Source organism: Insolitispirillum peregrinum, from assembly GCF_900156605.1.
GTDB classification, from domain to species: Bacteria; Pseudomonadota; Alphaproteobacteria; order Rhodospirillales; family Rhodospirillaceae; genus Insolitispirillum; species Insolitispirillum peregrinum.
Genome location: NZ_FTOA01000002.1, coordinates 271,037 through 293,316 on the forward strand (window position 1 = coordinate 271,037; position 22,280 = coordinate 293,316).

21 protein-coding genes are annotated in these 22,280 nt (G+C 63.8%); 10 read left to right on the top strand and 11 right to left on the bottom strand.

The genetic code is table 11. The features are described 5' to 3' along the window. Window positions 1–31 precede the first annotated feature (31 nt). From BW995_RS05240 to BW995_RS05255, 4 genes are read left to right on the top strand one after another with little or no spacing between them, the layout of a single operon-like run. Window positions 32–415, top strand: a complete 384-nt coding sequence (locus tag BW995_RS05240) for a DUF4280 domain-containing protein (RefSeq protein ID WP_076399142.1) — start codon at window positions 32–34, stop codon at window positions 413–415. A gap of 28 nt (window positions 416–443) precedes the next feature. Further along, window positions 444–1,268, top strand: coding sequence for a hypothetical protein (locus tag BW995_RS05245; protein ID WP_076399143.1), 825 nt, complete (start codon window positions 444–446; stop codon window positions 1,266–1,268). Beyond that, entirely contained in the window at window positions 1,265–3,088 is a 1,824-nt protein-coding gene (locus tag BW995_RS05250; RefSeq protein WP_076399144.1) for a hypothetical protein, read from the top strand. The genes BW995_RS05245 and BW995_RS05250 overlap by 4 nt, the downstream gene beginning before the upstream one ends. A gap of 6 nt (window positions 3,089–3,094) precedes the next feature. Beyond that, window positions 3,095–5,635, top strand: a complete 2,541-nt coding sequence (locus tag BW995_RS05255; protein ID WP_076399145.1) for an SLC26A/SulP transporter family protein — start codon at window positions 3,095–3,097, stop codon at window positions 5,633–5,635. Between the two features lie 59 nt (window positions 5,636–5,694). Here the strand turns inward: BW995_RS05255 and BW995_RS05260 are convergent, their stop codons facing one another. Both BW995_RS05260 and BW995_RS05265 read right to left on the bottom strand, forming a co-directional pair. Next, window positions 5,695–6,192, bottom strand: coding sequence for a DoxX family protein (locus BW995_RS05260; RefSeq protein WP_076399146.1), 498 nt, complete (start codon window positions 6,190–6,192; stop codon window positions 5,695–5,697). Between the two features lie 122 nt (window positions 6,193–6,314). Beyond that, window positions 6,315–8,051 carry a tetratricopeptide repeat-containing sulfotransferase family protein gene (locus tag BW995_RS05265; RefSeq protein ID WP_175616993.1) on the bottom strand — a complete coding sequence of 579 codons (1,737 nt, stop codon included), beginning with the start codon at window positions 8,049–8,051 and terminating at the stop codon, window positions 6,315–6,317. A gap of 88 nt (window positions 8,052–8,139) precedes the next feature. Between BW995_RS05265 and ybaK the strand changes: the two genes are divergently transcribed. Then, window positions 8,140–8,619 (top strand): Cys-tRNA(Pro) deacylase, encoded by a 480-nt coding sequence (gene ybaK, locus BW995_RS05270; RefSeq protein ID WP_076399148.1) that lies wholly within the window; start codon window positions 8,140–8,142, stop codon window positions 8,617–8,619. 4 nt (window positions 8,620–8,623) lie between these two features. Here the strand turns inward: ybaK and BW995_RS05275 are convergent, their stop codons facing one another. Both BW995_RS05275 and rlmN read right to left on the bottom strand, forming a co-directional pair. Further along, window positions 8,624–9,196 carry an NUDIX hydrolase gene (locus BW995_RS05275; protein WP_076399149.1) on the bottom strand — a complete coding sequence of 191 codons (573 nt, stop codon included), beginning with the start codon at window positions 9,194–9,196 and terminating at the stop codon, window positions 8,624–8,626. Window positions 9,197–9,198: 2 nt separating this feature from the next. After that, complete coding sequence (rlmN, locus tag BW995_RS05280) at window positions 9,199–10,404, bottom strand: 23S rRNA (adenine(2503)-C(2))-methyltransferase RlmN (protein WP_076399610.1); 1,206 nt, start codon at window positions 10,402–10,404, stop codon at window positions 9,199–9,201. A 344-nt stretch (window positions 10,405–10,748) separates the two neighbouring features. On the opposite strand from rlmN, the gene BW995_RS05285 reads away from it, so the two are divergent. Then, window positions 10,749–11,630, top strand: a complete 882-nt coding sequence (locus BW995_RS05285; protein WP_076399150.1) for an OmpA family protein — start codon at window positions 10,749–10,751, stop codon at window positions 11,628–11,630. Between the two features lie 77 nt (window positions 11,631–11,707). On the opposite strand, the gene BW995_RS05290 is transcribed toward BW995_RS05285, so the two are convergent. After that, complete coding sequence (locus BW995_RS05290; protein ID WP_076399151.1) at window positions 11,708–12,310, bottom strand: RNA methyltransferase; 603 nt, start codon at window positions 12,308–12,310, stop codon at window positions 11,708–11,710. A 119-nt stretch (window positions 12,311–12,429) separates the two neighbouring features. Here BW995_RS05290 and BW995_RS05295 point away from each other — a divergent pair, with 119 nt between their 5' ends. Beyond that, window positions 12,430–13,419, top strand: coding sequence for an NADPH:quinone oxidoreductase family protein (locus BW995_RS05295; RefSeq protein WP_076399152.1), 990 nt, complete (start codon window positions 12,430–12,432; stop codon window positions 13,417–13,419). Between the two features lie 51 nt (window positions 13,420–13,470). Here the strand turns inward: BW995_RS05295 and BW995_RS05300 are convergent, their stop codons facing one another. Then, window positions 13,471–13,659, bottom strand: a complete 189-nt coding sequence (locus tag BW995_RS05300) for a (2Fe-2S)-binding protein (protein WP_076399153.1) — start codon at window positions 13,657–13,659, stop codon at window positions 13,471–13,473. Between the two features lie 261 nt (window positions 13,660–13,920). Here BW995_RS05300 and BW995_RS20730 point away from each other — a divergent pair, with 261 nt between their 5' ends. Continuing rightward, window positions 13,921–14,097: a hypothetical protein gene (locus BW995_RS20730; protein ID WP_175616994.1), complete on the top strand. Its 177-nt coding sequence runs from the start codon at window positions 13,921–13,923 to the stop codon at window positions 14,095–14,097. Between the two features lies 1 nt (window position 14,098). On the opposite strand, the gene BW995_RS05305 is transcribed toward BW995_RS20730, so the two are convergent. The 3 genes from BW995_RS05305 to BW995_RS05315 all read right to left on the bottom strand — a co-directional run bounded on the left by BW995_RS05305 (window position 14,099) and on the right by BW995_RS05315 (window position 18,728). Beyond that, the gene (locus tag BW995_RS05305; RefSeq protein WP_456152094.1) at window positions 14,099–14,944 is read right to left on the bottom strand and encodes an exodeoxyribonuclease III; all 846 of its coding nucleotides are present in this window, start codon (window positions 14,942–14,944) and stop codon (window positions 14,099–14,101) included. Between the two features lie 238 nt (window positions 14,945–15,182). Continuing rightward, complete coding sequence (locus BW995_RS05310; RefSeq protein ID WP_084194601.1) at window positions 15,183–16,283, bottom strand: glycosyltransferase family 4 protein; 1,101 nt, start codon at window positions 16,281–16,283, stop codon at window positions 15,183–15,185. Window positions 16,284–16,394: 111 nt separating this feature from the next. After that, complete coding sequence (locus BW995_RS05315; protein WP_175616995.1) at window positions 16,395–18,728, bottom strand: mechanosensitive ion channel domain-containing protein; 2,334 nt, start codon at window positions 18,726–18,728, stop codon at window positions 16,395–16,397. A 218-nt stretch (window positions 18,729–18,946) separates the two neighbouring features. Here BW995_RS05315 and arsC point away from each other — a divergent pair, with 218 nt between their 5' ends. Next, window positions 18,947–19,285 (top strand): arsenate reductase (glutaredoxin), encoded by a 339-nt coding sequence (gene arsC / locus BW995_RS05320; protein WP_076399155.1) that lies wholly within the window; start codon window positions 18,947–18,949, stop codon window positions 19,283–19,285. 36 nt (window positions 19,286–19,321) lie between these two features. Next, window positions 19,322–19,969 (top strand): YjbF family lipoprotein, encoded by a 648-nt coding sequence (locus tag BW995_RS05325; protein WP_076399156.1) that lies wholly within the window; start codon window positions 19,322–19,324, stop codon window positions 19,967–19,969. Window positions 19,970–20,007: 38 nt separating this feature from the next. Here BW995_RS05325 and bla read toward each other — a convergent pair whose 3' ends face one another. Both bla and bioB read right to left on the bottom strand, forming a co-directional pair. Continuing rightward, window positions 20,008–20,898 carry a class A beta-lactamase gene (gene bla / locus BW995_RS05330; RefSeq protein ID WP_076399157.1) on the bottom strand — a complete coding sequence of 297 codons (891 nt, stop codon included), beginning with the start codon at window positions 20,896–20,898 and terminating at the stop codon, window positions 20,008–20,010. A 275-nt stretch (window positions 20,899–21,173) separates the two neighbouring features. Then, entirely contained in the window at window positions 21,174–22,211 is a 1,038-nt protein-coding gene (gene bioB, locus BW995_RS05335) for a biotin synthase BioB (RefSeq protein ID WP_084194603.1), read from the bottom strand. Between the last annotated feature and the right edge of the window lie 69 nt (window positions 22,212–22,280).

Genomic DNA, 22,280 nt, shown 5'->3' on the forward strand with positions numbered 1-22,280 from the left:
CCTCCCCCCTCATCGCTGAAAGGAGGCCGCCATGGGCTGCCAAACCGTTGCCGGAGCCGTTTGCAGTTGTCCGTTCGGGGCTGCTCCGTCGGTTCTGTCGGTGTTGCCGACCAACATGGTGATGGCGCCGACGCCTGCCGCCAACATCATGGACAACAAGCCGTTCCTCAACATCCTGCCCTTTGGCACCTGTATGAGTCTTGCCAACCCGATGGTGGCGGCGGCGACGGCGGCGGCGCTGGGAGTGTTGACGCCGATGCCGTGCATTCCGGCGACGGCGGCCCCGTGGATCGTTGGGGTGCCGACAATCCTGCTGGGTAACATGCCGACCCTGAGCAATGATTCAAAACTGTTGTGCAATTGGGGGGGAATGATCAGCATCAGTTTTGCCGGACAGGTACAGGTGATGGTGTGAGCAGGCAGGGCGACAAGGGGATGCGGCCATGAAGGGCGCAATGGTGATGATCGGGGCAGCGGCGACGACGCTGATTCTGGCCGGTCTGGGCGTGACCTTCTGGATCAGCCCGCAAGCCCTTGATGCTGCCCGCCTGATGCGCGTTGCAGAAAACAGCGCACAAACCCAGTTCCAGCGGGCGATCCAGAACGAAGCGGCGGATTTGCGTGCCGCCGGGACCGGTGCCAAAACGGCTCCCCCCGCAGGGGGCAAAGTCGCTGATGGCAAACCTGTGGACAGCAAGCCTGAGGATGCCAAACCGGGAGAGAGCAAGCCCGGAGAGCCTGCCCCGACCGGGAGCAAACCGGCTGACACGCCCACGGCAAAAACCGATGCCAGCCCGGCCCCGGCGAAGGATGCACCGGCGAAGGAAACACCCGCCAAGGAAACACCGAAAGAGGCCGCGCCTCTGCCAGCTGCCCGCCCGTTGGCCCTGTTGATCAGTCCGCGTGGCACGGGTCCGGCACTGGCGGTTCCCACCGATCCGCCGCCGCCCGATTTGCTGGGGGCCGATGGCAAGCCGCTGGCCAGCCCGGAGGCAGCCTTGCCGGTGCCGTGGTCGGTCGAGGTGGGGCTGTATGCCTCGCAGGAGCGGGCAGCGGCAGCCCTGAAGACCTTGCAAAAGCTGTACCCCGCCAGTGCGCTGGCCGTCTGGCTGGACGGCGACCAGACACAATGGTTCACCATTTCGATCCCCAACATGCGGCCACAGCAGGCCGATAGCCTGGCGCGGACCTTGCGGGCCGAGGGCTATCAGCCGGTTACGGCAGTGCCGATGCCTCCCCCGGCCCCGGCAGGAGGAAAAACCCCATGACAGTGCCGCCTTCGTCGTCCCTGCGGGTGACGCAGACCCTGACCGGCAGCCTGACCCTGCTCGACCGGCCCCGCCAGCAGGCTCGCGCCAGCTTTCGCGCCTGGATGGAGGAAATGGGCCGGGCGCGGGCGGCGGTCGAGGCCCGCGCCCGCTCGGCGGTGGCGGACTGCTACCGTTTCGGGCTGCTGGTGCAGGAAGAGCCGGAGGCGTTCGAGGCGCTGTGCAAGGTGCTGGGTATCCGCCAGACCCGGCAGGACCGGTCGACCAATCCGTTCATCCGGGTGGTCAAGGCGGTGTTCGGGCGAGAGGTCGAGGACGGCACTGGTGGCCCGCCGCGCTGGGAATGGCTGTCGGACAGCCAGATCAACAAATATGCCACGGTGATGAACTATGCTGCCCACCGTGGAATTGCGGCGACAGCGGTCGAAGACTGGCTGAGCACCGACTGGAACGCGCTGGGCGAAGCGGTGCCGATGTCGCTCAGCCGCCGCTTGCGGGAGGCGCGCGAGGCGTTGCGGGCCGACGAGCAGGCGGCGTTGCTTGCCCAGCTTCCGGCCCCGCTTCCGGCCCCGGCCAGGGATCGCCGCTGGCTGGACAAGCTGGGAGAGGCCGTTGACCGTCTGCCCGCCTCGGTGGATGTGACGCCGTTGGCCTTGAAAGGGTTGGGAGCGCCGGAAGATGCGGCGGTGATTGTCTCGTTGGGCGATGATCAGGCCATCCGCTTGTCCGGCCTGACGCCTGACATCCTGATCGAGGTGATTTCCACCATCGCCCGCTCGTGCCAGCGTCAGGCCCCGGCGTCCGAGGGGGCCGGGCAGCCTGCCTTTGCAGCGGTGGTCAGTGTGTTGCGCCATGTGGTGCCGCTGGTCGGCAGCGAGGCCATCGTCCGGCTGGTCAACCATCAGGACTGGTGTTCGCTGCTGATCGGCGGCAGTCTGGACAGTCCGCTGGTGCGGGCCGAGATCCCGCCTTTGCCCGGCGTGCCCCGGCGGCGGGTGTTCGTGCTGTCGCCTGCGGCGGTGCGCAGCCTGTTGCAGGCCTATGGCGGTGTTGCGGCGGGTGTTGCCTGTGCCGACGTCTTTCAGGAAAGCAACTTCTCCCGTCCCGGCGGGCTGCTGGAACAACGCCTGCGGCTGCTGGTGGGGGATCAGGCGATGGTGATTCCGTTACAGGAAGTCCCCGCCGCCGTCGCTGCCGAGGTGGCCGATGCCCGGCTGGTGCCGCTGGGGGATATCGGCATCACCGCCTGGGATGCCTTTGTGCCGCTCGATCGCGCCGATCTGGCCGCGCTGGCCCGGCTGGACAGCCGCGCCGCCCGCTGGAAGGAACAACATCGCACCCGCACCGGACGCGACACCATCCGCCGTGCCAGCCGCATCATTGACCTCGACAGTGTTGCGGGCAACCGCCTCAGTCTGTCGTTGCGACGGGGCGGAGATCAGCCGGTGATTCTGCCCACCGCCCATGGTGTCCTGCCGTCTACCGGACTGGGCCGGATCGGTCGTTCGGCGCTGGGAATGGCCGCGCAAGTGCTTCTGCGTCGCAACGCAACCGATGATGCCGCTTTATTGATCGCACACAGTGCGTTATGGCTAGTAACGGGATTGCATGCTGCAACCGGTGAACGCCTCTTCCTCGCCCTGCCGGCGGTTGACGAGGCGGGGCGTCCGGTTGGGCGGGGACTGCGGGATGCGCGACTGGAGCCTGATACCGAAGCGTACAGTGCTCTGCTTGATCGCGCCATCCGGCGTCTGGGGGTTGGAACAGAGGTCTTTCCTGCCATGGGGACGCCAGCAGGAAGCGGTGGAACAAAGAGGTAAGGCCATATGGCGCAGGACAAGTCTCCCGACGAACATCCGCAGGATACTCCGACCGTTTCCGAAGCACCGCTGGCCGCCGAGCCACAGCCTGACGCCGTAACTCCCTCGCTGCAGCCAGAGCCGGAGGCGCCCGCCCCGGACGCCGGGCCGCTGCCGCCTGAAACGCCTGCCGGGCCGGTTGAGGACGAGGAGGCCGAACTGGTGGCCCCCGATGCCGACCTGCTGGAAGACGACGAAGTGCGTCCGGCTCCGTCGTTCCTCGGCCCACGCGGGGTGCCGGGGAGCGATGGGGCCATGGCGATGACCGACGAGGCCGGGACCGCCTGGGTTGCCGGGGGGTGGACCGCGGACGTGGCCGCCGCTGTGCTGACCGCCAGTCTGGTGCTGGCCTACTGCTTTTCATATGGGGCGCTGATTTTCTCCGGGCCGTTCAGCCCGTTTCTCGGCTTTGGCATCAGTGCCTCCCTGCTGACCGGAGTGGTGACCGGGGTGGTGGTGGCATGGCGCGGGCAGTTCCCCTTTGGTATCGCTGGACCGGACAGCAATGCCACCGCCATTCTGGCGGCGATGGTCAGTGGTCTGGCACCTCTGGCGGCCACCCTGTCCAGCGACATGGCCCGTCTGTCGCTGGTGATGGCGGCCCTGATGGGATCGTCGCTGGTTACCGGGCTGGTGCTGTTCCTGCTCGGCTGGCAACGGGCCGGGCGGCTGGTGCGCTATTTCCCCTATCCGGTGATGGCAGGCTTCCTTGCCGCCACCGGCTGGTTGATCGTGACCGGTGCCGTGCGGATGGTCAGTGGCCATTCGCTGTCGTGGGCGGGATTGCCGACCCTGTTTGACGGTCTGGCCCCCTATCAGATTGGCCTGACGGTCCTGTGGGCGGCTGTTCTGCTGATCGTCCCGCGCTTTGTGCGCGGCCCGGCGGTGCTGCCACTGGCGCTGGTGGCGGCGACGGTGGTGACCCATGGCATCCTGTGGCTGGCCGGGCTGTCACCGGAACAGGCCCAACATGACGGCTGGCTGTTTGCGGTATCCTCGGAGCGCAACCTGTGGCTGACCGGCCTCGGGCCGCTGGAGCAGCAAGGGGCGGATTTCCCGTCGCCGTGGTCCCTGCTCAGTTGGGACCAGTGGCACGGAGCCAGCCTGAAGATCGCCGGGGATGTGCTGGCGGTGGTGGTGGTGTCGTGCCTCAGCATCCTGATGAATGCCACCGGCATCGAAATGGCGACGAGCCGCGAAGCCGACCTTGATCGTGAGCTGAAAGCCGAAGGTCAGGCCAATATCCTGTCGGCCTGTCTGGGTGGGTTCGTTGGCTATCTGTCGGTCAGCCGGTCGCTGTTGAACTATGGCGCCGGGGGGCGTGGACGGCTGTCGGGGATTCTGGTCGGACTGGTCTGCCTGCTGGTGCTGGCGGTTGGCCCGGCGGTGGTGGGGGTGATTCCGCGCTTTGTGCTGGGGGGCCTGCTGCTGTTGCTGGGGGTGCGCCTGCTGTGGGACTGGCTGGTACAATCCCGCCGCCGTCTGAGCTTTGTTGACTGGCTGGTGGTGGTCGGGCTGGTGCTGCTGGCGGCGCACTTCGGCTTTCTGGTGGCCCTGTTCGCCGGGATTCTGGCGGGCTGTGTCATCTTTACCCTCGATTTCAGCCGGGTCAGCGTGGTGCGGGCGCGGTTTGGTGTCCATGAGCACCCCTCCAGCCTGATCCGCCCACCCGAAGACATGGCGGTTCTGGCTGCCCACGGCCACAAGGTGCAGGTGATCGTCCTGCGCAGCTTCATTTTCTTTGGTTCGGCCCATCGCCTGTATGAAATGGTCAAGGCGCTGGTGGCCGAGCAGCGGCCGCATGCGCTGGTGTTTGATTTCCATCAGGTGAGCGGCATTGATTCCTCGGCAGCGGCATCGTTCTCCAAGATTGCCAGCGTGCTGCGCGAAGCCGAATGCCATCTTTGCATCAGTGGCATCGCCCCGACGGCACTGGGCGTGTTGCGGGCTGCGCGGGTGATTGACCAGCGGGTCAGCCTGTACGAAGCCCTTGATCCGTCGCTGGAGGATCTGGAAAATGCCCTGCTGGCCTATTACCGGCAAGGAGTGTCGGCGTCGCGGCCATTTGTTGACTGGCTGAGTGACAGTCTGGGGCCGATCCCGGGCGATGATGACAGTGGCTCGGTGTTGCTGGCCTATCTGGAGCGGTTGCACCTGCCCGCCGGAACCTATCTGTGCCATGGCGGTGACGCCACCAATGCGATGCACTTCGTGGAGAATGGCCGTCTGTCGGTTCTGCTGGAAAGCCCCGGCAAACCGTCGGTGCGGGTCCGCGCGATGGCCCGGCTGTCGGTGGTGGGGGAAATGGGCTTCTTCCTCAACGCTCCCCGTTCGGCGGGACTGCGGGCGGAGGAGGACTGTGTGCTGTGGGCCTTGACCGCCGACGCCTATCACCGGCTGGAGCTTGATCATCCCCATCTGGTGCAGGCGCTGATGGGCTACATCATCCGCTTGCAGGCTGAACGGCTGTCATTTGCCAACCGCCAGATTCTGGCGCTCAGTCGATAAAAAAAACGCCCGGACAGAAGACCCCTTCTGTCCGGGCGTTTTTCCTGAAATTCTCAGGATCAAATCTCGCGGCCAATCAGTGCATCGACCGAGAAGCGCCCGCCGCCACGCAGGGCGAACGACACTGCCACCAGACCCCACAGCAGGGCGAATTCATAGCCACCGTTGGTGTTGAAGAACCCGGCGCTCCAGTGGGCGGTGCTGATGGCGATCAGCATCATGAAGGCAACGGCCACCGCCGCCGGGCGGGTCAGCAGGCCAAGGGCCAGCAGCAGGCCACCAAAGAATTCCACCGAGCCCGCCATGCCAGCCATCAGCACACCCGGTTCCAGCCCCAGCTTGGTGGCAAAGAACTGGCCGGTGCCCTGCAAGCCATAGCCACCGAACCAGCCGAACAGCTTTTGCGCGCCGTGCGGCATCAGCATCAAGCCAGCGGCGATGCGCAGCATCGGCTCACCGATCGGGGCGACCAGACGTTCAAAACCGGCAACGGCGGGGATCAGCGGGCGGATGGCCGGGGCAGCGTCGGAGGGATAAGCAGTGTCAATCTGGCTCATGGTGCGTGTCCTTGTCCTGAGCGTGAACGGTTTCGATGGGCTAAAGATACCCGTTCACGCCGGTAGGACAATTCACGAAGGTGCGATTGGACTGTTTCCATTTCGGAAACAGTAATCAACGGTTACTCCACGGCATCCTGATAACCAAAGGCGGAGACAAACGGGGCCAGTGTTGGCAACACCGGTGCCAGATCGGCTTCGTACTGCTTCCAGCGGGCCATGGCGCGGGTGAACAGCGGGGCGGTCACATCACGATAGCTGGGGGTGACGATATCGCGCCGACTGGCCTTTTCCCGATATTTTTCAATTGCATCATCCCATTCGACGCCGATGAAGTCCAGCACCCCGCGCACGGTGCCGTTAAAGTCGCCGATCAGGTCTTCGTAACGATAGCTGTGCATCGGCAGCACCAGATGCTGCTGGAAATGCTGCCACAGCCCCATTACCGCCTGATAGGTGCGGGCGGTCTGGGTCAGGTCGAGGAAATTGACCATCGCCGGGTTGGGGCGGAAATTCTGCATGAAGCAGCTCAGCACGCAGTCGCGCGGGTCGCGCAGGGCCAACAGCACCCTGGCCTGCGGGAACAGCGCCTGTGCCAACCCCAGATTGACGATGTTCAGCGGCAGCTTGTCGACCACAATGCGGTCATCCAGCGGGCCGGTGACCGCTTCGGCGGCGGCAAAGAACGCTTGCCGCAGGCGGTGCCCGGCCGGGCCGTCGAGGCGTTCCACCACCTCGGGATAGCTGAGGCCCAGATTCTGCCGCACGTTTTCCAGCGGCGAGGATTCCATGGTGGTGACAAGGCGCGGATGGGCTTCGAGAATCTGTTCCATCAGCGTGGTGCCGGAGCGCGGGAAGCCGACGAAGAACACCACATTCTCCCCGGCTTCGATGGTCTGTGCCCGCCGCGCCATCTTGCCCAGCCGGTCGGCGTTGAACCACTGGCGGGTGCGCTCGATGCTGTCAAAATAGGCCGCGCCGTCATGGCGCAGGGTGGCGGGCTGGGCGGCCACCAGCGCATTGCAGGCGGCAAAGGCGGCAAAGGCGGCGCTGGCTTCACCCTGCTGGTCGAGGGTCAGCCCCTTGTTGTGCAGGGCTTCGATGCGGTCGGGATCGCCGAGTGGCTGAGACAGGGCAGAGTCCAGATCAGCCAGCGCCCCGCTCAGGTCGCCCTGCCGCCGCCGCAGACGACCACGGATCACCAGCAGGGCGGCAGGCAGCGGCGCTGGCGAGGCGGCCAGCAGGCTGTCGATGATGGCATGGGCCTCGTCCAGCCGGTTGGCCAGCTCCAGCGCATTGGCCAGATTCGGGCCGATGGCGGCCAGTGGCACACCCGCCGTCTGTGCCCGCTGATACAGGGCGATGGCGTCGGCCATCCGGCCCTGCTTGACCAGTGCGCCGCCCAGATTGTTCAGCGCCCCCAGATGGCCGGGGGCGAGGGCGAGGGTTTTCTGAAAGGCCTGCATCGCCTCTTGCGGGCGGTCGAGGCCGAGCAGGATCGTTCCCCGGTTAAAGGGCGCATCGGCCAGTTTGGGGTCGGCCTTCTCGGCCCGGCCAAAGGCCTCCAGTGCCTTTTGCGGCTGGCCGGTGGCAGCCAGAATGTTGCCCAGGGTGTTGAAATGGCGGGCAAAGGCCCCCTTGCCATCCTCAATCGCCCGACGGATTTCCTGCTCGGCCTCGGCGGCACGACCACTTTGCAGCAGGCGGACCGCCAGCAGGTGGCGGGCTTCGGCATGGGTCGGGCAGGCGTCCAGCACCTGCCGATAGACGGCCTCGGCGGCCTCGCCCTGTCCGGCGCGGTGGGCGGCGAGGGCTTGCTGAAGGGCGGCATCCAGCGCGGGCGGCAACACAGGCAACATCGGCAGCGATCCTTGCAGGAACATCAAAGGTGGCGCATCTTACAAAGCCCTGACTTCCTGTGTCATCCGGTAATCAAGCTGTCGCGACATGTCAAAAACCACCCGTGGAACACAAGTGCTTGGCAAAGCCAAGGTTGCCTTCACCCTGCACCCCTATGAGTACAACCCGGCGGGCGAGCGCGTCGGCCTTCAGGCGGCCGAAGCGATGCAGGCCGACCCGCAGATCGTGCTGAAAACCCTGATGGCCGAGGTCGATGGGCATCCGGTGTGCGTGGTGGTGCCATCGGACGGCGAAGTCAGCATGAAAAAGCTGGCGGCGGCCTTTGGCGGCAAGTCAGCCCAGATGATGAAGCCACCCGATGCCGAGCGGCTGACCGGCTACCACGTCGGCGGCATCAGCCCGTTCGGGCAGAAAAAGCGTGTCCCGACCGTTGTTGAAAGCGACGCGCTGGCTCACCCGCTGGTCTACATCAACGGCGGTCAGCGCGGCCTGTTGGTCCGGCTGGCTCCGGCGGATGCGGTGGCGGTGCTGGGGGCGGTGGTGGCATCGGTGATGAGCGAGGGATAAGGACTTATCCGCTCACGCTGATCAGGAACAGCGTTTCGGCATCATGAATGCGCGTGTCGGCCAGCAGGGCCGGGCGCTGGTCACGGCCAAAGCGGTGGCAGGCGCGGATGGCTTCGTCTGCGTCGGTCTGGCTGTTGACCGGTGCGGCGGTGATGTCGGCAATGAACAGATGGACCGGATAATCACTGGCCCCGATGGTGCGTACCGGCGTCAGGGTCAGCACGGCGTGACCGGTTTCTTCCAGCACTTCCCGGCGGGCGGCCTCGTCCGGGCTTTGGTCGCTGGCGCCAAAGCCGCGGGGGGCTTCCAGCCGCCAGCCGCGTTCGGTATGGCGGAAAATCTCGATCAGCAGCAGGCTGCCGTCGGGCAGGCGCGGCAGGGCGACCACCCCATAGGGCGCCGCCCACCGCCAGCGAAACGATGTGCCGTCGTTGCCCGCCGCCCCACCGGGAGCCGGGAAGCGGACCCGGTCGTTGAACACCTCGACATAGGCATTCTGAAAGATCGGGCCTTCTTCCAGCAGTTCGATTTCACCGCGTCGGGAGTCGCCACGATACGGCGGCAGGCGAACGGCCATCGTCAGGCTGCCGGAGTCGCCGGAGCGCTGGTTTCGGGCAGGACACCAACCAGCGAGGCATCGGCGGCCAGGCCACGGGCCTTGCGTTCGCGCTGGCTGTCGGACTTCAACTGGCCACAGGCGGCCAGAATGTCGCGGCCACGCGGGGTGCGGATCGGGGCGGAATAGCCCAGACCGGCCAGCACGTCCGAGAAGCGTTCGATGCGCGCCCAGTCCGAGCATTCCAGCGTCGAGCCGGGCCACGGGTTGAACGGCAGCAGGTTGAATTTGCAGGGAATGCCCTTGACCATCCGCGCCAGTTGGCGGGCGTCGGCATCGCTGTCGTTGACGCCCTTCAGCATGATGTATTCAAAGGTGATGCGGCGGGCGTTGGTGGCACCGGGGTAATCGCGGCAGGCCTGCATCAATTCCTTCAGCGGCCACTTCTTGTTGATCGGCATGATCTCGCTGCGCACGTCATCGGTGGCGGCATGCAGCGAAATGGCCAGATTGACCCCGACATCGCGGCCCAGATCATACATGCGCGGCACCACGCCCGAGGTGGACAGGGTGACTCGTCGTTTCGACAGCGAAATGCCGTCGGGATCGGTGAGGATCTTCAGCGCATTGACGGTGGCGTCATAGTTGAACAGCGGCTCACCCATCCCCATCACCACCACGTTCGACAGCAGGCGGCCGGTCTCGTTGGGGGTCGGCCATTCGCCATAGGAATCGCGGGCGATCAGGAACTGGCCGACGATTTCCGCCGCCGTCAGGTTGCGCACCAGCTTTTGCGTGCCAGTGTGGCAGAACCGGCAGGTCAGGGTACAGCCGACCTGAGTCGAAATGCACACCGCGCCGCGTTCTTCGTCCGGGTCGGGGATGTAGACGGTTTCGGCTTCGTTGCGGTCGCCAAAGCGCAGCAACCACTTGCGGGTCGAATCGACCGAGGTCTGTTCGCGCGACACCTGCGGGCGCGAGATGAAGAACCGTTCCTGCATCCTGTCGCGCAGCGGCTTGGACAGGTTGGTCATTTCGTCAATGGTGGTGACACCCCGATTGTACAGCCACAGCCAGACCTGCTTGACGCGAAAGGATTTTTCGCCCAGCTCGGCAAAGGCTTCGGCCATTTCCTCGCGCGACAGTCCGATCAGGTCCAGACGGCCTTCGGAGTCCAGGGAACGGCGCGGCGCATCCTCGGCGCTGGTCTTGAAAATAGGGTCGGTCATGGTTGCTCTATCGTGCTCGTCCCGACCATGCCAGCACGCCGGGGCCAACGGCCAGAGCGGAGCATTCGGGAAGATTGCCCCGTCATGACGGGGGGCCATCGCGGCCAGAATATGGGACATCAGGGTCTTCATATAAGCCGCCAGCCGCAAGAGGAAAAGTCCTTTTGTCTTTCCGGCTATTTTCAGGGACGGGGTGACGTCCCGAAAAGGGTATTCCGGCCTTCTTCCTGCCATGATTACGATGTTAAAATAATCCGTCTTTTCACTTGGCGGGATGGGCGGTTCGTGGTTCCCTGCTGGCGACGTACACCCCCATCCTTTCTGCCCACAAGGAGCCTGACTGTATGCCGTCCCTCGCCTCCCGTTCCCGTCGAGTTGGGTTGCTGGTTGCCATGGTGGGAAGCACGCTGGCGGCGTGTTCCGGGGATTACAACATCTCTGCCGTTCGCAACCTGAAAGCCGACGGTGGCACCTATCAGCTTGCTTTGCAGCAAGGCTATGCCGATGTCGCCCAGTGGAAGCAGGAAGAGCAGAACTGGGCCGATTCCGAATTGATGCTGGGCAAGGCGCGGGCCGCAGCCGGTGGGGCGGTGCCGACGATGGAAGAGCCGACCAGCGACGGGCTGAAAGTATTGCGCGGGCGGGTTGATGCCGCCCTGACGCCGGGCCGGGTCGAGCGCAAGCCGATTGATGCGGCGATGTTGCAGGTGGCCTATGACTGTCTGGCCCGCTCGTCGCTCAATCCGCCGCACCCGGAAGGGGCGAAAAGCCATAGTTGCCAGACCATGTTTGACGAGGCGCTGAGCAGCCTGCTGACCACCCCCGAACTGACCCCGCCGAGCGAGCCGACCGCGATCTATTTTGACCGCAACCAGTCGAAGATCAGCGAAGCGGGTCGGGCGGAACTGAAAAAGATCATCGAGCAGATCAAGGCGGGCAATCCGCGCGAAGTGATCATCAGCGGCTACAGCGACAGCACCGGAACGCTGGCGGCCAATATCGTGATGGCGCAAAAGCGGGTGACGGCGGTCTATACGATGATGGTCGAAGCCGGTATTCCCGCCGACAGGATCAAGCAAATGGTCTATGGCGAAGAAGACCCGTCGCTGCCCAGCACCCCGCCGCCGACCCCCAAGGGGCCGAAAAGCGGCAAGGAAACGGTGTCAGGCAAGGATCGGGACGTGGAGTCCACTCGCCGCCGGGTGACCATTTCCTTCAGTTCCTGACCGCGCTGGAGGCGTGAGCATTGGCGCTGTGAGCCCACAGTACATGACAGTACCGTGGAGCAGCGCTCCACGTCCTTTTACTCTTCCAGCAAATCGCCGTCTTTGCCGACCTTTGCCAGTTCGACTTCGGCCAGCGGAGTCGGTGACTGGAATTTGGCAAAGGCATCGGGGATGCCAAAGGCGGGCTTGGGCAGTGCGTCCGGGCGCGGCCCCCCCGGTCGCATCGGGCGTGGCGCAAAACGGCCCCGGCTGAGCACGCGGTCATACATCACCACCACCCCGGCCATCCCGACATTCAGGCACAGGCGGGTGGGAATCTTGATGATATGGTCACAGCGGGCCACCGTTTCCGGCGACAGCGACGACCGTTCCGGCCCCAGAATGTAGGCGGCATTCAGCGGGTGGTGAAAGCTCGGCAGATCAATCGCATCGTCCATCAGCTCGATTCCCACCAAAGCGCAACCCTTGGGCAGCATCATCTGGTCCAGGGTCGGGAACTGGAAGAACGGCAGGGTATTCAGGCTGTCCGAAGTATCAATTTTGGCCCCTTCCAGCCGTTGATAGTTGGCGGCGACGGTAAAGACAAAGCTGGCCCCGAAAGCATGGGCTGAACGGAACAGGTTCCCGACATTGTAAGGCTTGCTGATCCGTTCGACTCCGACGCCGAAATAGCCGCGCATGGACTCGACTCCTTGAGATGTTGCCCGGACAGGGATGTTTTGCTGTCGCAGGGGAAAAATTGGCTGCATCATCGGGATTTTCCACCAATGCGCAAGCCAACAAGCACCCCGGAGGACCCATGAAAGGACATTTCATCACCGACTGGAGCCAACCCGAGCAGCTGACCCTGCGCGAGATGCCCGATGTGGCGCTGACCGCCGGACAGGTTCGCGTCGCGGTGCGGGCGGTCGGGGTGAACTTTGCCGACGGATTGATTATCCAGGGCAAGTATCAGGAAAAACCGGCCTTTCCCTTTGCTCCCGGCTTTGAAATCGCGGGCGAAGTCAGTGAAATCGCCCCTGACGTCACCCATTTCCACATCGGGCAACGGGTGTTCGCCGCCATCGCCCACAGCGGCTATGCCGATCAGGTGGTGCTGCCTGCCAGCCACCTGCACACCATCCCGGCCAGCATGGATTTCGCCACCGCAGCGGCCTTTCCGATTGCCTATGGCACCAGCCATTTCGCCCTGATCGACCGCGCCCGCCTGCAGGCGGGGGAGACGGTGCTGATTCACGGCGCGGCCGGTGGAGTCGGTCTGACCGCCGTCGAATGCGCCAAGGCTGCCGGAGCGCGGGTGATCGCCACCGCGCGCGGGGCTGACCGGGTGCAGATTGCCCTCGATCACGGGGCCGATGTTGGTCTTGATACCGCCAGCCCGGATTTCTCGCTGCGCGATCAGGTCAGGGCGCTGATCGATGGCCGGGGCGTTGATGTGGTTTATGATCCGGTCGGCGGCGAGCTGTTTGATGCCAGCCTGCGCTGCACCGCCCCGGATGGGCGGCTGCTGGTGATTGGTTTTGCTGGCGGAACGGTGCCGCAAATTCCTGCCAACCATCTGTTGGTCAAGAACCTGTCGGTGATCGGGGTCTATTGGGGGGCGTACCGGACGTTGGCTCCGGCGCGCTTTCAGGCCAGCTTTGAAGAACTGATCAGCTGGTACAAGGCCGGATTGCTGAAGCCGCTGGTATCACAGACGTTCCCGCTGGAACAGGCGTCCGAGGCGTTGATAGCCCTCAAAAACCGCCAGATCACCGGCAAGGCGGTGCTGACGGTGGATCCGGCATAAGGGGGCCGGCATAAACGGGACGGACATCGCGCGGGAGGGGCTTCGAAGACCTTACGAAGCCTTTTCCAGCGAACTCAGTTGCTGGTTTTCTCGCAGGATATCACGGACGCAATGAACGCATTTTCCGCATTCCGGCTTGGTCCCGGTGGAGCGGAAGACGTGAGAGACGTTCTGCGCCCCGCGATTCCGCGCTTCGCGGATCTGGCGATCAGTCAGGGCATTGCAAAGACAAACGTACATGCTGCGCGCTCCACACAATGGGAACCCCTAATCTTGTTAGGACTATACGAAGCTACGCGGTCAGGTGCAATTGATTTTGCGTCTGTGTCGCAGTTTCGATACCCTGGAGAGCACTCTACCGAAGCTGCCGTGTTTCGCAAGTGAAAATGATTTGCAGAATCATCCGGGCCATGATTGGATAGCCCTACAAAGTGTCCGGTAAAGCCCGACCAAGGCCCTGTGACACTGTTTTCAGGCATCCCGACATGGGGGAGAAGCATCATGATGATCTGGCGCGGCCTGCAGCCCAAAGTAATGGCCAGCCTGCTGCTGTCGATGGCCGCCCAACAGGCCGCCCAGCGCACGGCCTCGGCCAACACCCCTCGCCCGACTCCGGCCCCGGCCCAGCGCGGTGCCGAGTCCCACAGCGCCAAGCCGACCCGCGAGCCGGCCCGGTAATTCAGGGCGTTCGCAGGGTCAGCACCACCGGCGCATGATCGCTGGGAGGCTCCCAGCCCCGGGCATCGCGGACCACCTCGAAGCCTGCCTGTGCCGCCGCCAGCGGTTCGGTGATCCACAGATGATCCAGCCGCCGCCCCCGGTTGCTGGTTTGCCAGGCGTCCCCTTGCTGGCGGTAACTCCACCAGGTGAACAGCGGTTCGGACGGCGGGACAAAGGTGCGGGCGCTGTCGATCCAGCGCACCGAGTCTTGCAGCCGTTGCAGATGCAGGATTTCCACCGGCGTGTGGGTGATCACCCGCGACATCTTTTTGTGATCCCACACATCGCTCGGTAACGGGGCGACATTGAAATCCCCGGTCAGCACCATCGCGTCATGATAACCCCGGCAGGCAAGGAACCATTGCTCAACCTCGCGCAGGAACGCCAGTTTGTGGGCAAACTTCGGATTCACCTCGGGGTCCGGTATATCGCCGCCCGCCGGGACATACAGGCAATGGACCTCGACCGAGCCTTGCGGGCTGCCTGCAAAGGCCACGCGCGCCGAGACGTGGCGGCAATCGTCGCGCCCGCACCAGCTGACCCGCTGCACATCCTCAAGCGGCCAGCGTGACAGGATCGCCACGCCGTTATAGCTCTTCATCCCCGACAGGGCCTGATACGGATAGCCCCAGTCGGCCAGTACCCCGGCGGGAAACAGGACGTCGATCACTTTGGTTTCCTGCAGGCAGATCACATCCGGGTCCTGCGCCCGGATCAGGCGTTCCAGGTGTGGCAGACGCAGGCGGACCGAATTGACGTTCCAGCTGGCAATCCGCAGGACTGACGGCAGCGCGGCAGAGGACACGGGGCGACTCCGGGATCAGGGGAAAGCGAACGGAGCGGTGTACACGCCACCGCTCCGTTCAGCCAGACCGATAGAGCATTTTCAAGGTGACCGTCTCCGGTCAACGGCTCGGAAAATGCGTCACTCAAAGGGAAGAGCGTTTTCGCTCGGTGTGAAAACGCTTTAGAGCCCAGACGGATAGAGTATTGGGCGAAAAATGGGAACCGGTTTTCGCACCGTGTTCCAGGATGACAGCCGGTCAGACCCGCAACGGGTGCAGGGCTGTGACGAACTGGCGGGCGACTTCCTGCCAGGAAAAACGTTCGGCATGGCGGCGGCAGGCCTGCGGCGACAGCGACAGGGCGGCGATGGCGGCGGCGCGCAGGTCTTCGTCAAGGCAGCCAATGGTCCCGACGCCATCCAGCAGCACGTCCTGCGGGCCGGTTACCGGAAAGGCCGCGACGGGAACGCCGCAGGCCAGCGCTTCCAGCATCACCAGCCCAAAGGTATCGGTGCGCGATGGAAAGACAAACACGTCAGCCGCGTTATAGCAGGCGCGCAGTTCATCGTCGCCGTTGGCGATGTGGAACAGGACCTGCGGATAGGCCTTGATCAGCGCCGCCCGCTGGGGGCCATCGCCGACCACCACCCTGGCACCGGGCAGGTCGAGATCAAGAAACGCGCTCAGGTTCTTTTCCACCGTCACCCGCCCGACGTACAGGAACAGCGGGCGGCCGGTCATGCCGCGCTCGCTCAGGGCAGCGTGGAACGCCCCCTTGTCTGCCGGATAAAAGACACTGGTATCAACACCATGGGCCCATGGACGGACGCGGTCAAAGCCCCGCTCGGTCAGTTCGCGAAAGACATTTTCTGACGGGGCCAGCACCGCGCTGGATGGCCGGTGGAAGCGCCGCAGGGCGGCATACAGCCATGGCAGCGGCAGGCCGGTGCGGGTGTGGATATATTCGGGAAATTTCGAGTGGTAGGCGGTGGTGAACGGATGGCCGTGCTTCAGGCACCAGCGCCGTGTCGCCGCCCCCAACGGGCCTTCGGTGGCAATATGGATGGCGTCCGGGCGGGCCTCGGCCAGCCGCCGGGCGAGCGCATTGCCCCATGGCAGGGCCAGGCGGATTTCTGGATAGGTCGGGCAGGGCAAGGTAGGGAACAGGCCGGGGTGGATCACCTCGACCTGATATCCTGCGGCCAGCAATTCGGCCTGCAGGGAGGCCAGAACGCGCACCACGCCATTGCGCTGGGGATGCCAGGCATCACTGACCAGTACAATCCGCGACTGCAAAGGCAAGGGAGACGACGGCGAAAAGGCAGGCGCGGGAACAGCGAGGGCGGCGGTCTGCGGCATGGGGGCAGTCTCCGGCGGTGCAGAAAGAAAGGGCGGATAGAGCCGTCCTGCTCTATCCGCCCTCAGGACCCGCAAGTCCAGTGAACCTCCGGTGACGCCGGAATGACCCTTTTATTGCGCCGTCAGGCTGTCAGGTGACGGCGGTCCCATCATCGGCGGGCCGTCGTGGTCAATCACCGGCGGCTCGGCATTCGAGGGGATGTCCGTTGCTGCCTGTCTGGCCCGTTCCATACGGATCCGCATCGGCGACGCCTGACCGTTGCGGTCTTCCCCGAAATACAGGGTGGTGGCGTTGTACGGAATTTCGATACCGTAATGATCAAACGCCTTCTTCATGCGGCGATTGAACTCGCGGCCCACCCGCCACTGCTTGCCGGGTTTGGTCTTGATGCGCGCCCGGATCACCACCGCACTGGCAGCGAACTGGTCAACACCCTGGATTTCCAGCGCGGTCAGGATGTCGTTGCTGTATTCGCTGTCCTGCGCCAGATCGTGGGCAATTTCGTTCAACACGACACAAACCTGATCGGTGTCTTCGCGATAGCCAACGCCGACATTCAGGACATAGAAGCTGTAGTCCTTGGTCATGTTGGTGATGGTGTTGACGGTGGAAAACGGCAGGGTGTGGATGTTGCCCGATGCATCGCGCAGGCGCAGCGAGCGGATCGACATGCTTTCGACGGTGCCGGTATAGGTTCCGGCCTGCACCACATCGCCAACCGAGATACTGTCTTCGATCAGCATGAAGGCGCCGGTGATCACATCCTGCACCAGCTTTTGCGAGCCGAAACCGACCGCCAGACCGACCACCCCGGCACCGGCGAGCAACGGCGCAATGTTGATGCCGATTTCCGACAGGAAGGTCAGAATGACCATCGCGCCCAGAATCACCACCAGCACGTTGCGCGCCAGCGGCAGCAGGGTGCGGGCGCGGGCCGAGCGTTCCAGCAGGTTGCCGTCTTCATCGGTGGTGCTGAAATAGCGTTCGATCCATGCCGAGAAGGCTTCCCACACCACCAGCGCCAGCGTCAGGGTAAAGGCGATGGTGATCAGCCCGCTGGCCACCCGCTGGCCGCTGCCCTCGGTCAGCCAGCCGACGGTATTGATCCCCCAGGCCTGCAACACCCCGAGCAGGGCGGCCAGAGTGATCACCGCCCGCAAGACGGTTTCCAGTGCGGGCAGATAGCGGTTGGCCCGTTGTTCCAGACCGGGGAATTTGGTTTCGGTATCCGATGAAATGGCAAAGGCACGATTGAGCAGGGCCTGCAGGACATGCGACAGGATGGTGGTCGCCACCAGCACCCCGACGGTCAGCACGGTTGCCCGTACCATATAGGGGAAGCCATCCTTGATTTCGGCCACCCACACCACAAAGGCGGCAATCACGTACAGGCTGGCCAGAACGTGCCAGACATCGGCCAGCCGTTCGCGGATGTGCTGGCTGGCCAGACGACGGGTGCGACCGGCGGGGGGCTTGCTGGTGCCCTTGCGCAGGGCACGGGCCACCCCCTGACGGTTCTGCATGATGAACATCACCGCCATGGTGGCCAGCACCAGCGCCAGCAGTTTCAGCAGCATGGTGGCGGCATCGCGCGGCAGCCCCAGCAGACCGGCAATCGAGATCGAGAAATAGCCAAGGATGGCAATGGATGCCAGACGGCGAATCCAGATCAGCAGGTACTGGGCGGTCTCATCGGTCAGCGGGACCGGGCGCAGGCGGGCTTCGCTGGGGTGCAGCAGGGTATCGGTAAACACCATCACCCCGCGCAGCAGGGCAATCGCCCCGACAAACCCGGCAATCCCGGACCGGACATCCCCCGAGGCATTGACCAGCGGCAAGGCCACCCAGGCAGCGATGGCCATCAGGACCGGAGGCACCATCAGCACCACCATCCGCACGCTGAGCAGGGCCGAGCGTTCCCACTTGGCGTCTTCGGAGATGCGGGCTTCCAGACGGCGGAGGAACGGCTTGAATGCGGCTTGCGCCAGCATCCGGACCAGCGTGCCGATCGCCAGCACGGCCAGCGCCTTGCCAACGCCCATCACCAGAGCCTCGAATTCTTCCGGCGTGTCGAGACGCCGTTCGAGGACCTCCAGACCGGCGGGAATCTGGCCGAACTGCCTGCCCAGAGAGGCGAGCTGCTTGCCCGCCTTGCCAAGGCTGTCCGACAGTCCGCCGACCAGTTGCGAGGCCAGGGTCAGGTCTTTGGCCTGAGCCTTTTCCTGTTCTTTCTGGGCTGCAAGCGCCGTTTTCAGGGTATCGACGAATTCCTTGCGTTTGGCATCATTGTCGAGCGTGGAAACCAGATCCTGCAAGGCTTCGGCAGAGGGCGCCCCGTCAGCGGTGGCGGCATGCGCCGGGGCTGATGGCAGCAGGAGGCTGCCGCCGACCAGCCACAAGGCCAGCCACAGCCCTGTCATCAGGCGACGTAGGATACAAGACACTGGAGAAACTCCCGTCATCATGGGCGTGGGGACGTGAATGAAAATATCTGTGCGGTAGAACCGTTCAAGCCTCTGATATAACCGGATTGGCCCGGGAGGCAAGCGCGTCTCGTACAGGTGATGCTAGCCCTGCAGGCGAACTGTGTATAGGCTGCCGGGCGAAATGTCTGATCCGCAGCAACGGCGAAATGTCTGATCCGCAGCAACAAGGAATCCGCATGTCTGTGACCATCTACCACAACCCGCGTTGCTCGAAATCCCGCGAGACTCTGGCTCTGCTGACCGAACGGGGTGTGGACCCGACGGTGATCGAGTATCTGAAGACTCCGCCGACGGTGGCCGAGCTGACTGCCATTCTGGCCCAACTGGGGATGGCTCCGCAGGATCTGGTCCGCAAAAAGGACGCCAAAGAGGCCGGGTTGGACCTGACGGTGTCCACCGAACAGCTGATCGCGGCGATGGTGGCCCATCCGGCGGTGATTGAACGCCCGATCGTGGTGGCCAATGGCAAGGCCCGCGTTGGTCGCCCGCCGGAATCGGTTCTGGACATTCTGTAGGGTAATGGCGGGTAAGGGTGTGAGGGGGGAACAGGGATGGTGATCTCGCGGCGTGCCTTTCTGGCACCCTTGTCCGGACTGATGCTGTCTGGATGTCTGAGTGATAACCTGCAGCGGCTGGGCCGGGCTTCGGAAATCATTACCGGCAACAGCGGGCAGGCCTATGACCCGCAACAGGCCCGTCAGCTTCCCTATGCCTCGATGGACGTCAAGCTGGGGATTTCCATGCAGTCGCTGGTCATTCTAGCCTCGGTCGAGGGCGAGACGCTGCACTGGCTGACCGCCGACAAGGTGACCCTCAGCACCCGGCAGGGACGGGTGATGGCGACCAGCGGGTTTCCCGAAGACCTGCTGAAGACATTGCCGTGGGGGGATGACCCCATCCTGCAACGCAGCCCGGCCCGGGGGCAGACCCTGCGCCAGATCGACCTGCATTACCGCTCGCTGTACGGGCTGGTGGTCGAAAGCGACTGGGAAGAGCAGGGGCTGGAAACCGTCGATACCTATGGCGAGGTGCGAACCCTGAACAAGGTGGTCGAACGCTGTCGCTGTCGTCGCTTTGACTGGGACTTTGAGAACACCTTCTGGCGGGACCAGCGCGGCTTTGTCTGGCACAGCGTGCAGTATTTCAGCCCGACCGCACCGCCGTTGCAGATGCGGATCCTGAAGCCCTATCAGGGATGAAACCGGACCGGCAGCAAGATGCTTGTTCCGCACCGGGTTTACACCTCTTCGGCGATGATTCTGGCGACGTCGGCCAAGATGCCTTCCTGCATGATAATAGAACCCGGCGCGTTGCCCAGATAGGTTGCAACGACAATCGGGGCCCGGCTGGGTGGCCAGATCACGGCGACATCGTTGGTTGAAATTCCCTCCCACGTACCGGGTTTGTTTGCAATGCGCCAGCCTGCTGGCAGCCCGACGCGCAAACGTCGCGTGGCAGCATCTTTGGCTTCGATCATCCAGTTGGTCAGTCTGGCTCGTGATGTTTCCAAAAGGGCGTCGTCTAAAAGGAGCCGATGCAATGTCCCGACCATGGCCCGTGGCGTTGTCGTATCATGTGCTTCGCCCGGCTTTACGACATTCAATGCCAGTTCGAAACGATCGGATCGCGTGACCTCATCGCCGAGCGACTGCAGATAGGAGGTGAGAGCGACTGGACCACCAAAGCTGGTCAGCAACAAGTTGGCGGCTGTACTGTCACTGACAGTGATCGCGGCCTCGCAGAGTGCAGCAATTGACATGCCTTCAGGCCCGACATGGGGCTGGGTTGCCTTGTATGGGCTGACCAGATCATGGGCGGTAAAAACGATGCGCCTGTCGAGTGTTTCCATTTGGCGATCGACGCGGGCCAGTACATAGGCAACAATGAGTGTTTTTACTGTGCTGCACATGGCAACGCGTTCATCGAGGTGGTTTCCCGTGACTTGGCCGGTCGCACTATCCAGCACGGCCACACCCAACCGCCCACCGCTTTGCGCTTCGAGTTTTTTAAGCCGGGCTTCCATGCCGTTGGGGCTGCTCATCGCACTTGATGGCGTCAACAGGGGTACGGCAGCAGCCATGGTGATCGAAGAGAGTATGGTTCGGCGTGTCAGTGGCAGGGAAGACATGTCGATCTTGTTTTCCGATACGGCAGACTCATAGCCGTGTTGGCTTCTTGGAGCGGTGTGCGTTGAATCGGACGCCACAGTGTACGGCAGTTAGGGAACAAGGACGTGGAGCACTGCTCCACGCCTCGCTGGGGCCTGCTGGCCTCAGACTCCATTAATTTGATATTCAAAGAAAAATAGGGGATCGGGGGCATTGGCCCCCGAATAGGCATGGGCGGTAGCCCATCCCGCTGCGAGGACTGTCGCGTACTGTGATCTGACGTCGGCACAATACTCTAATCGCGGGCGTTGGGGGCCATGCCTTGCAGGCCCAGCCGATCGAACAGGGCGTTGTCGCGGTTCATGGCGCTGTTTTCGGTGGTCAGCAGCTCTTCGCCATAGAACATCGAATTGGCCCCGGCGAGGAACGCCAGCGCCTGGGTCGAGTCGTCCATCGCATGACGGCCCGCCGACAGGCGGACGATCGAGGCTGGCATGGTCAGGCGGGCAACGGCGATGGTGCGGACGAATTCCAGCGGGTCAACGCCGGGGGCACCCTGACCGGCCTCATAGGCCGGGGTGCCGGCGATGGGCACCAGCATGTTGATCGGCACGCTGTCCGGGTGGGTCGGCAGGGTGGCCAGGGTGTGCAGCATCCCGGCGCGGTCTTCGCGGCTTTCACCCATGCCGACAATCCCGCCCGAACACACCTTGATCCCGGCATCGCGCACGGCGGCCAGAGTCTTCAGGCGGTCGTCGTAGGTGCGCGAGGTGATCACCTCGGGGTAATACTCGCGCGAGGTATCGACGTTGTGGTTATAGTAGTCAAGACCGGCCTCGCGCAGGGCGTCGGCCTGTTCGTGGGTGACCATGCCCAGCGTCATGCAGGTCTGCATGCCGACGCCGCGCACCGCTTTGATCATCGCCACCATTTTGGGCAGGTCCTGATCCTTCAGCGAACGCCATGCCGCGCCCATGCACAGGCGGGTGGCGCCGTTGGCCTTGGCCTTTTCGGCGCAGACCACCACGTCTTCGACCTCCATCAGCGGTTCGACGCGCAGCTTGGCCTTGTTGCGGGCCGACTGCGAGCAGTACTTGCAGTCTTCCGGGCACTTGCCGGACTTGATGTTGACCAGCGAAGAGCGCTGGATCACGTTCGGGTCGAAATGCTCGCGGTGGACGGCAGCGGCACGAAACACCAGCTCCATGAACGGCAGGTCGAACAGCGCCAGAATTTCGTCCTTGGTCCAGTCATGGCGCAGGTCGGCATCGCTGATGCGGTCAGCAGAGTGGGCGGCCGGAGCCGAAGGGCTGATCTGGGTCTGAAGGGTCATGGGTTTTCCTCGTGATCCTGCGACAGGCCGGGGCTGGTGGATCGCCGCCCGGCCTCTGGTTTTTCATGG

Bases quoted from the DNA above. Each gene is read 5' to 3' on its own strand.
- BW995_RS05255 (WP_076399145.1), top strand. From the start codon at position 3,095: ATGGCGCAGGACAAGTCTCCCGACGAACATCCGCAGGATACTCCGACC.
- BW995_RS05240 (WP_076399142.1), top strand. From the start codon at position 32: ATGGGCTGCCAAACCGTTGCCGGAGCCGTTTGCAGTTGTCCGTTCGGG.
- BW995_RS05265 (WP_175616993.1), bottom strand. From the start codon at position 8,051: ATGTTGCCTGTGTTGCCGCCCGCGCTGGATGCCGCCCTTCAGCAAGCC.
- ybaK (WP_076399148.1), top strand. From the start codon at position 8,140: ATGTCAAAAACCACCCGTGGAACACAAGTGCTTGGCAAAGCCAAGGTT.
- BW995_RS20730 (WP_175616994.1), top strand. From the start codon at position 13,921: ATGATGATCTGGCGCGGCCTGCAGCCCAAAGTAATGGCCAGCCTGCTG.
- BW995_RS05310 (WP_084194601.1), bottom strand. From the start codon at position 16,283: ATGCCGCAGACCGCCGCCCTCGCTGTTCCCGCGCCTGCCTTTTCGCCG.
- BW995_RS05260 (WP_076399146.1), bottom strand. From the start codon at position 6,192: ATGAGCCAGATTGACACTGCTTATCCCTCCGACGCTGCCCCGGCCATC.
- BW995_RS05250 (WP_076399144.1), top strand. From the start codon at position 1,265: ATGACAGTGCCGCCTTCGTCGTCCCTGCGGGTGACGCAGACCCTGACC.
- bla (WP_076399157.1), bottom strand. From the start codon at position 20,898: ATGTCTTCCCTGCCACTGACACGCCGAACCATACTCTCTTCGATCACC.
- BW995_RS05245 (WP_076399143.1), top strand. From the start codon at position 444: ATGAAGGGCGCAATGGTGATGATCGGGGCAGCGGCGACGACGCTGATT.
- BW995_RS05290 (WP_076399151.1), bottom strand. From the start codon at position 12,310: ATGCGCGGCTATTTCGGCGTCGGAGTCGAACGGATCAGCAAGCCTTAC.
- BW995_RS05285 (WP_076399150.1), top strand. From the start codon at position 10,749: ATGCCGTCCCTCGCCTCCCGTTCCCGTCGAGTTGGGTTGCTGGTTGCC.
- BW995_RS05325 (WP_076399156.1), top strand. From the start codon at position 19,322: ATGGTGATCTCGCGGCGTGCCTTTCTGGCACCCTTGTCCGGACTGATG.
- arsC (WP_076399155.1), top strand. From the start codon at position 18,947: ATGTCTGTGACCATCTACCACAACCCGCGTTGCTCGAAATCCCGCGAG.
- BW995_RS05300 (WP_076399153.1), bottom strand. From the start codon at position 13,659: ATGTACGTTTGTCTTTGCAATGCCCTGACTGATCGCCAGATCCGCGAA.
- rlmN (WP_076399610.1), bottom strand. From the start codon at position 10,404: ATGACCGACCCTATTTTCAAGACCAGCGCCGAGGATGCGCCGCGCCGT.
- BW995_RS05295 (WP_076399152.1), top strand. From the start codon at position 12,430: ATGAAAGGACATTTCATCACCGACTGGAGCCAACCCGAGCAGCTGACC.
- BW995_RS05275 (WP_076399149.1), bottom strand. From the start codon at position 9,196: ATGGCCGTTCGCCTGCCGCCGTATCGTGGCGACTCCCGACGCGGTGAA.
- bioB (WP_084194603.1), bottom strand. From the start codon at position 22,211: ATGACCCTTCAGACCCAGATCAGCCCTTCGGCTCCGGCCGCCCACTCT.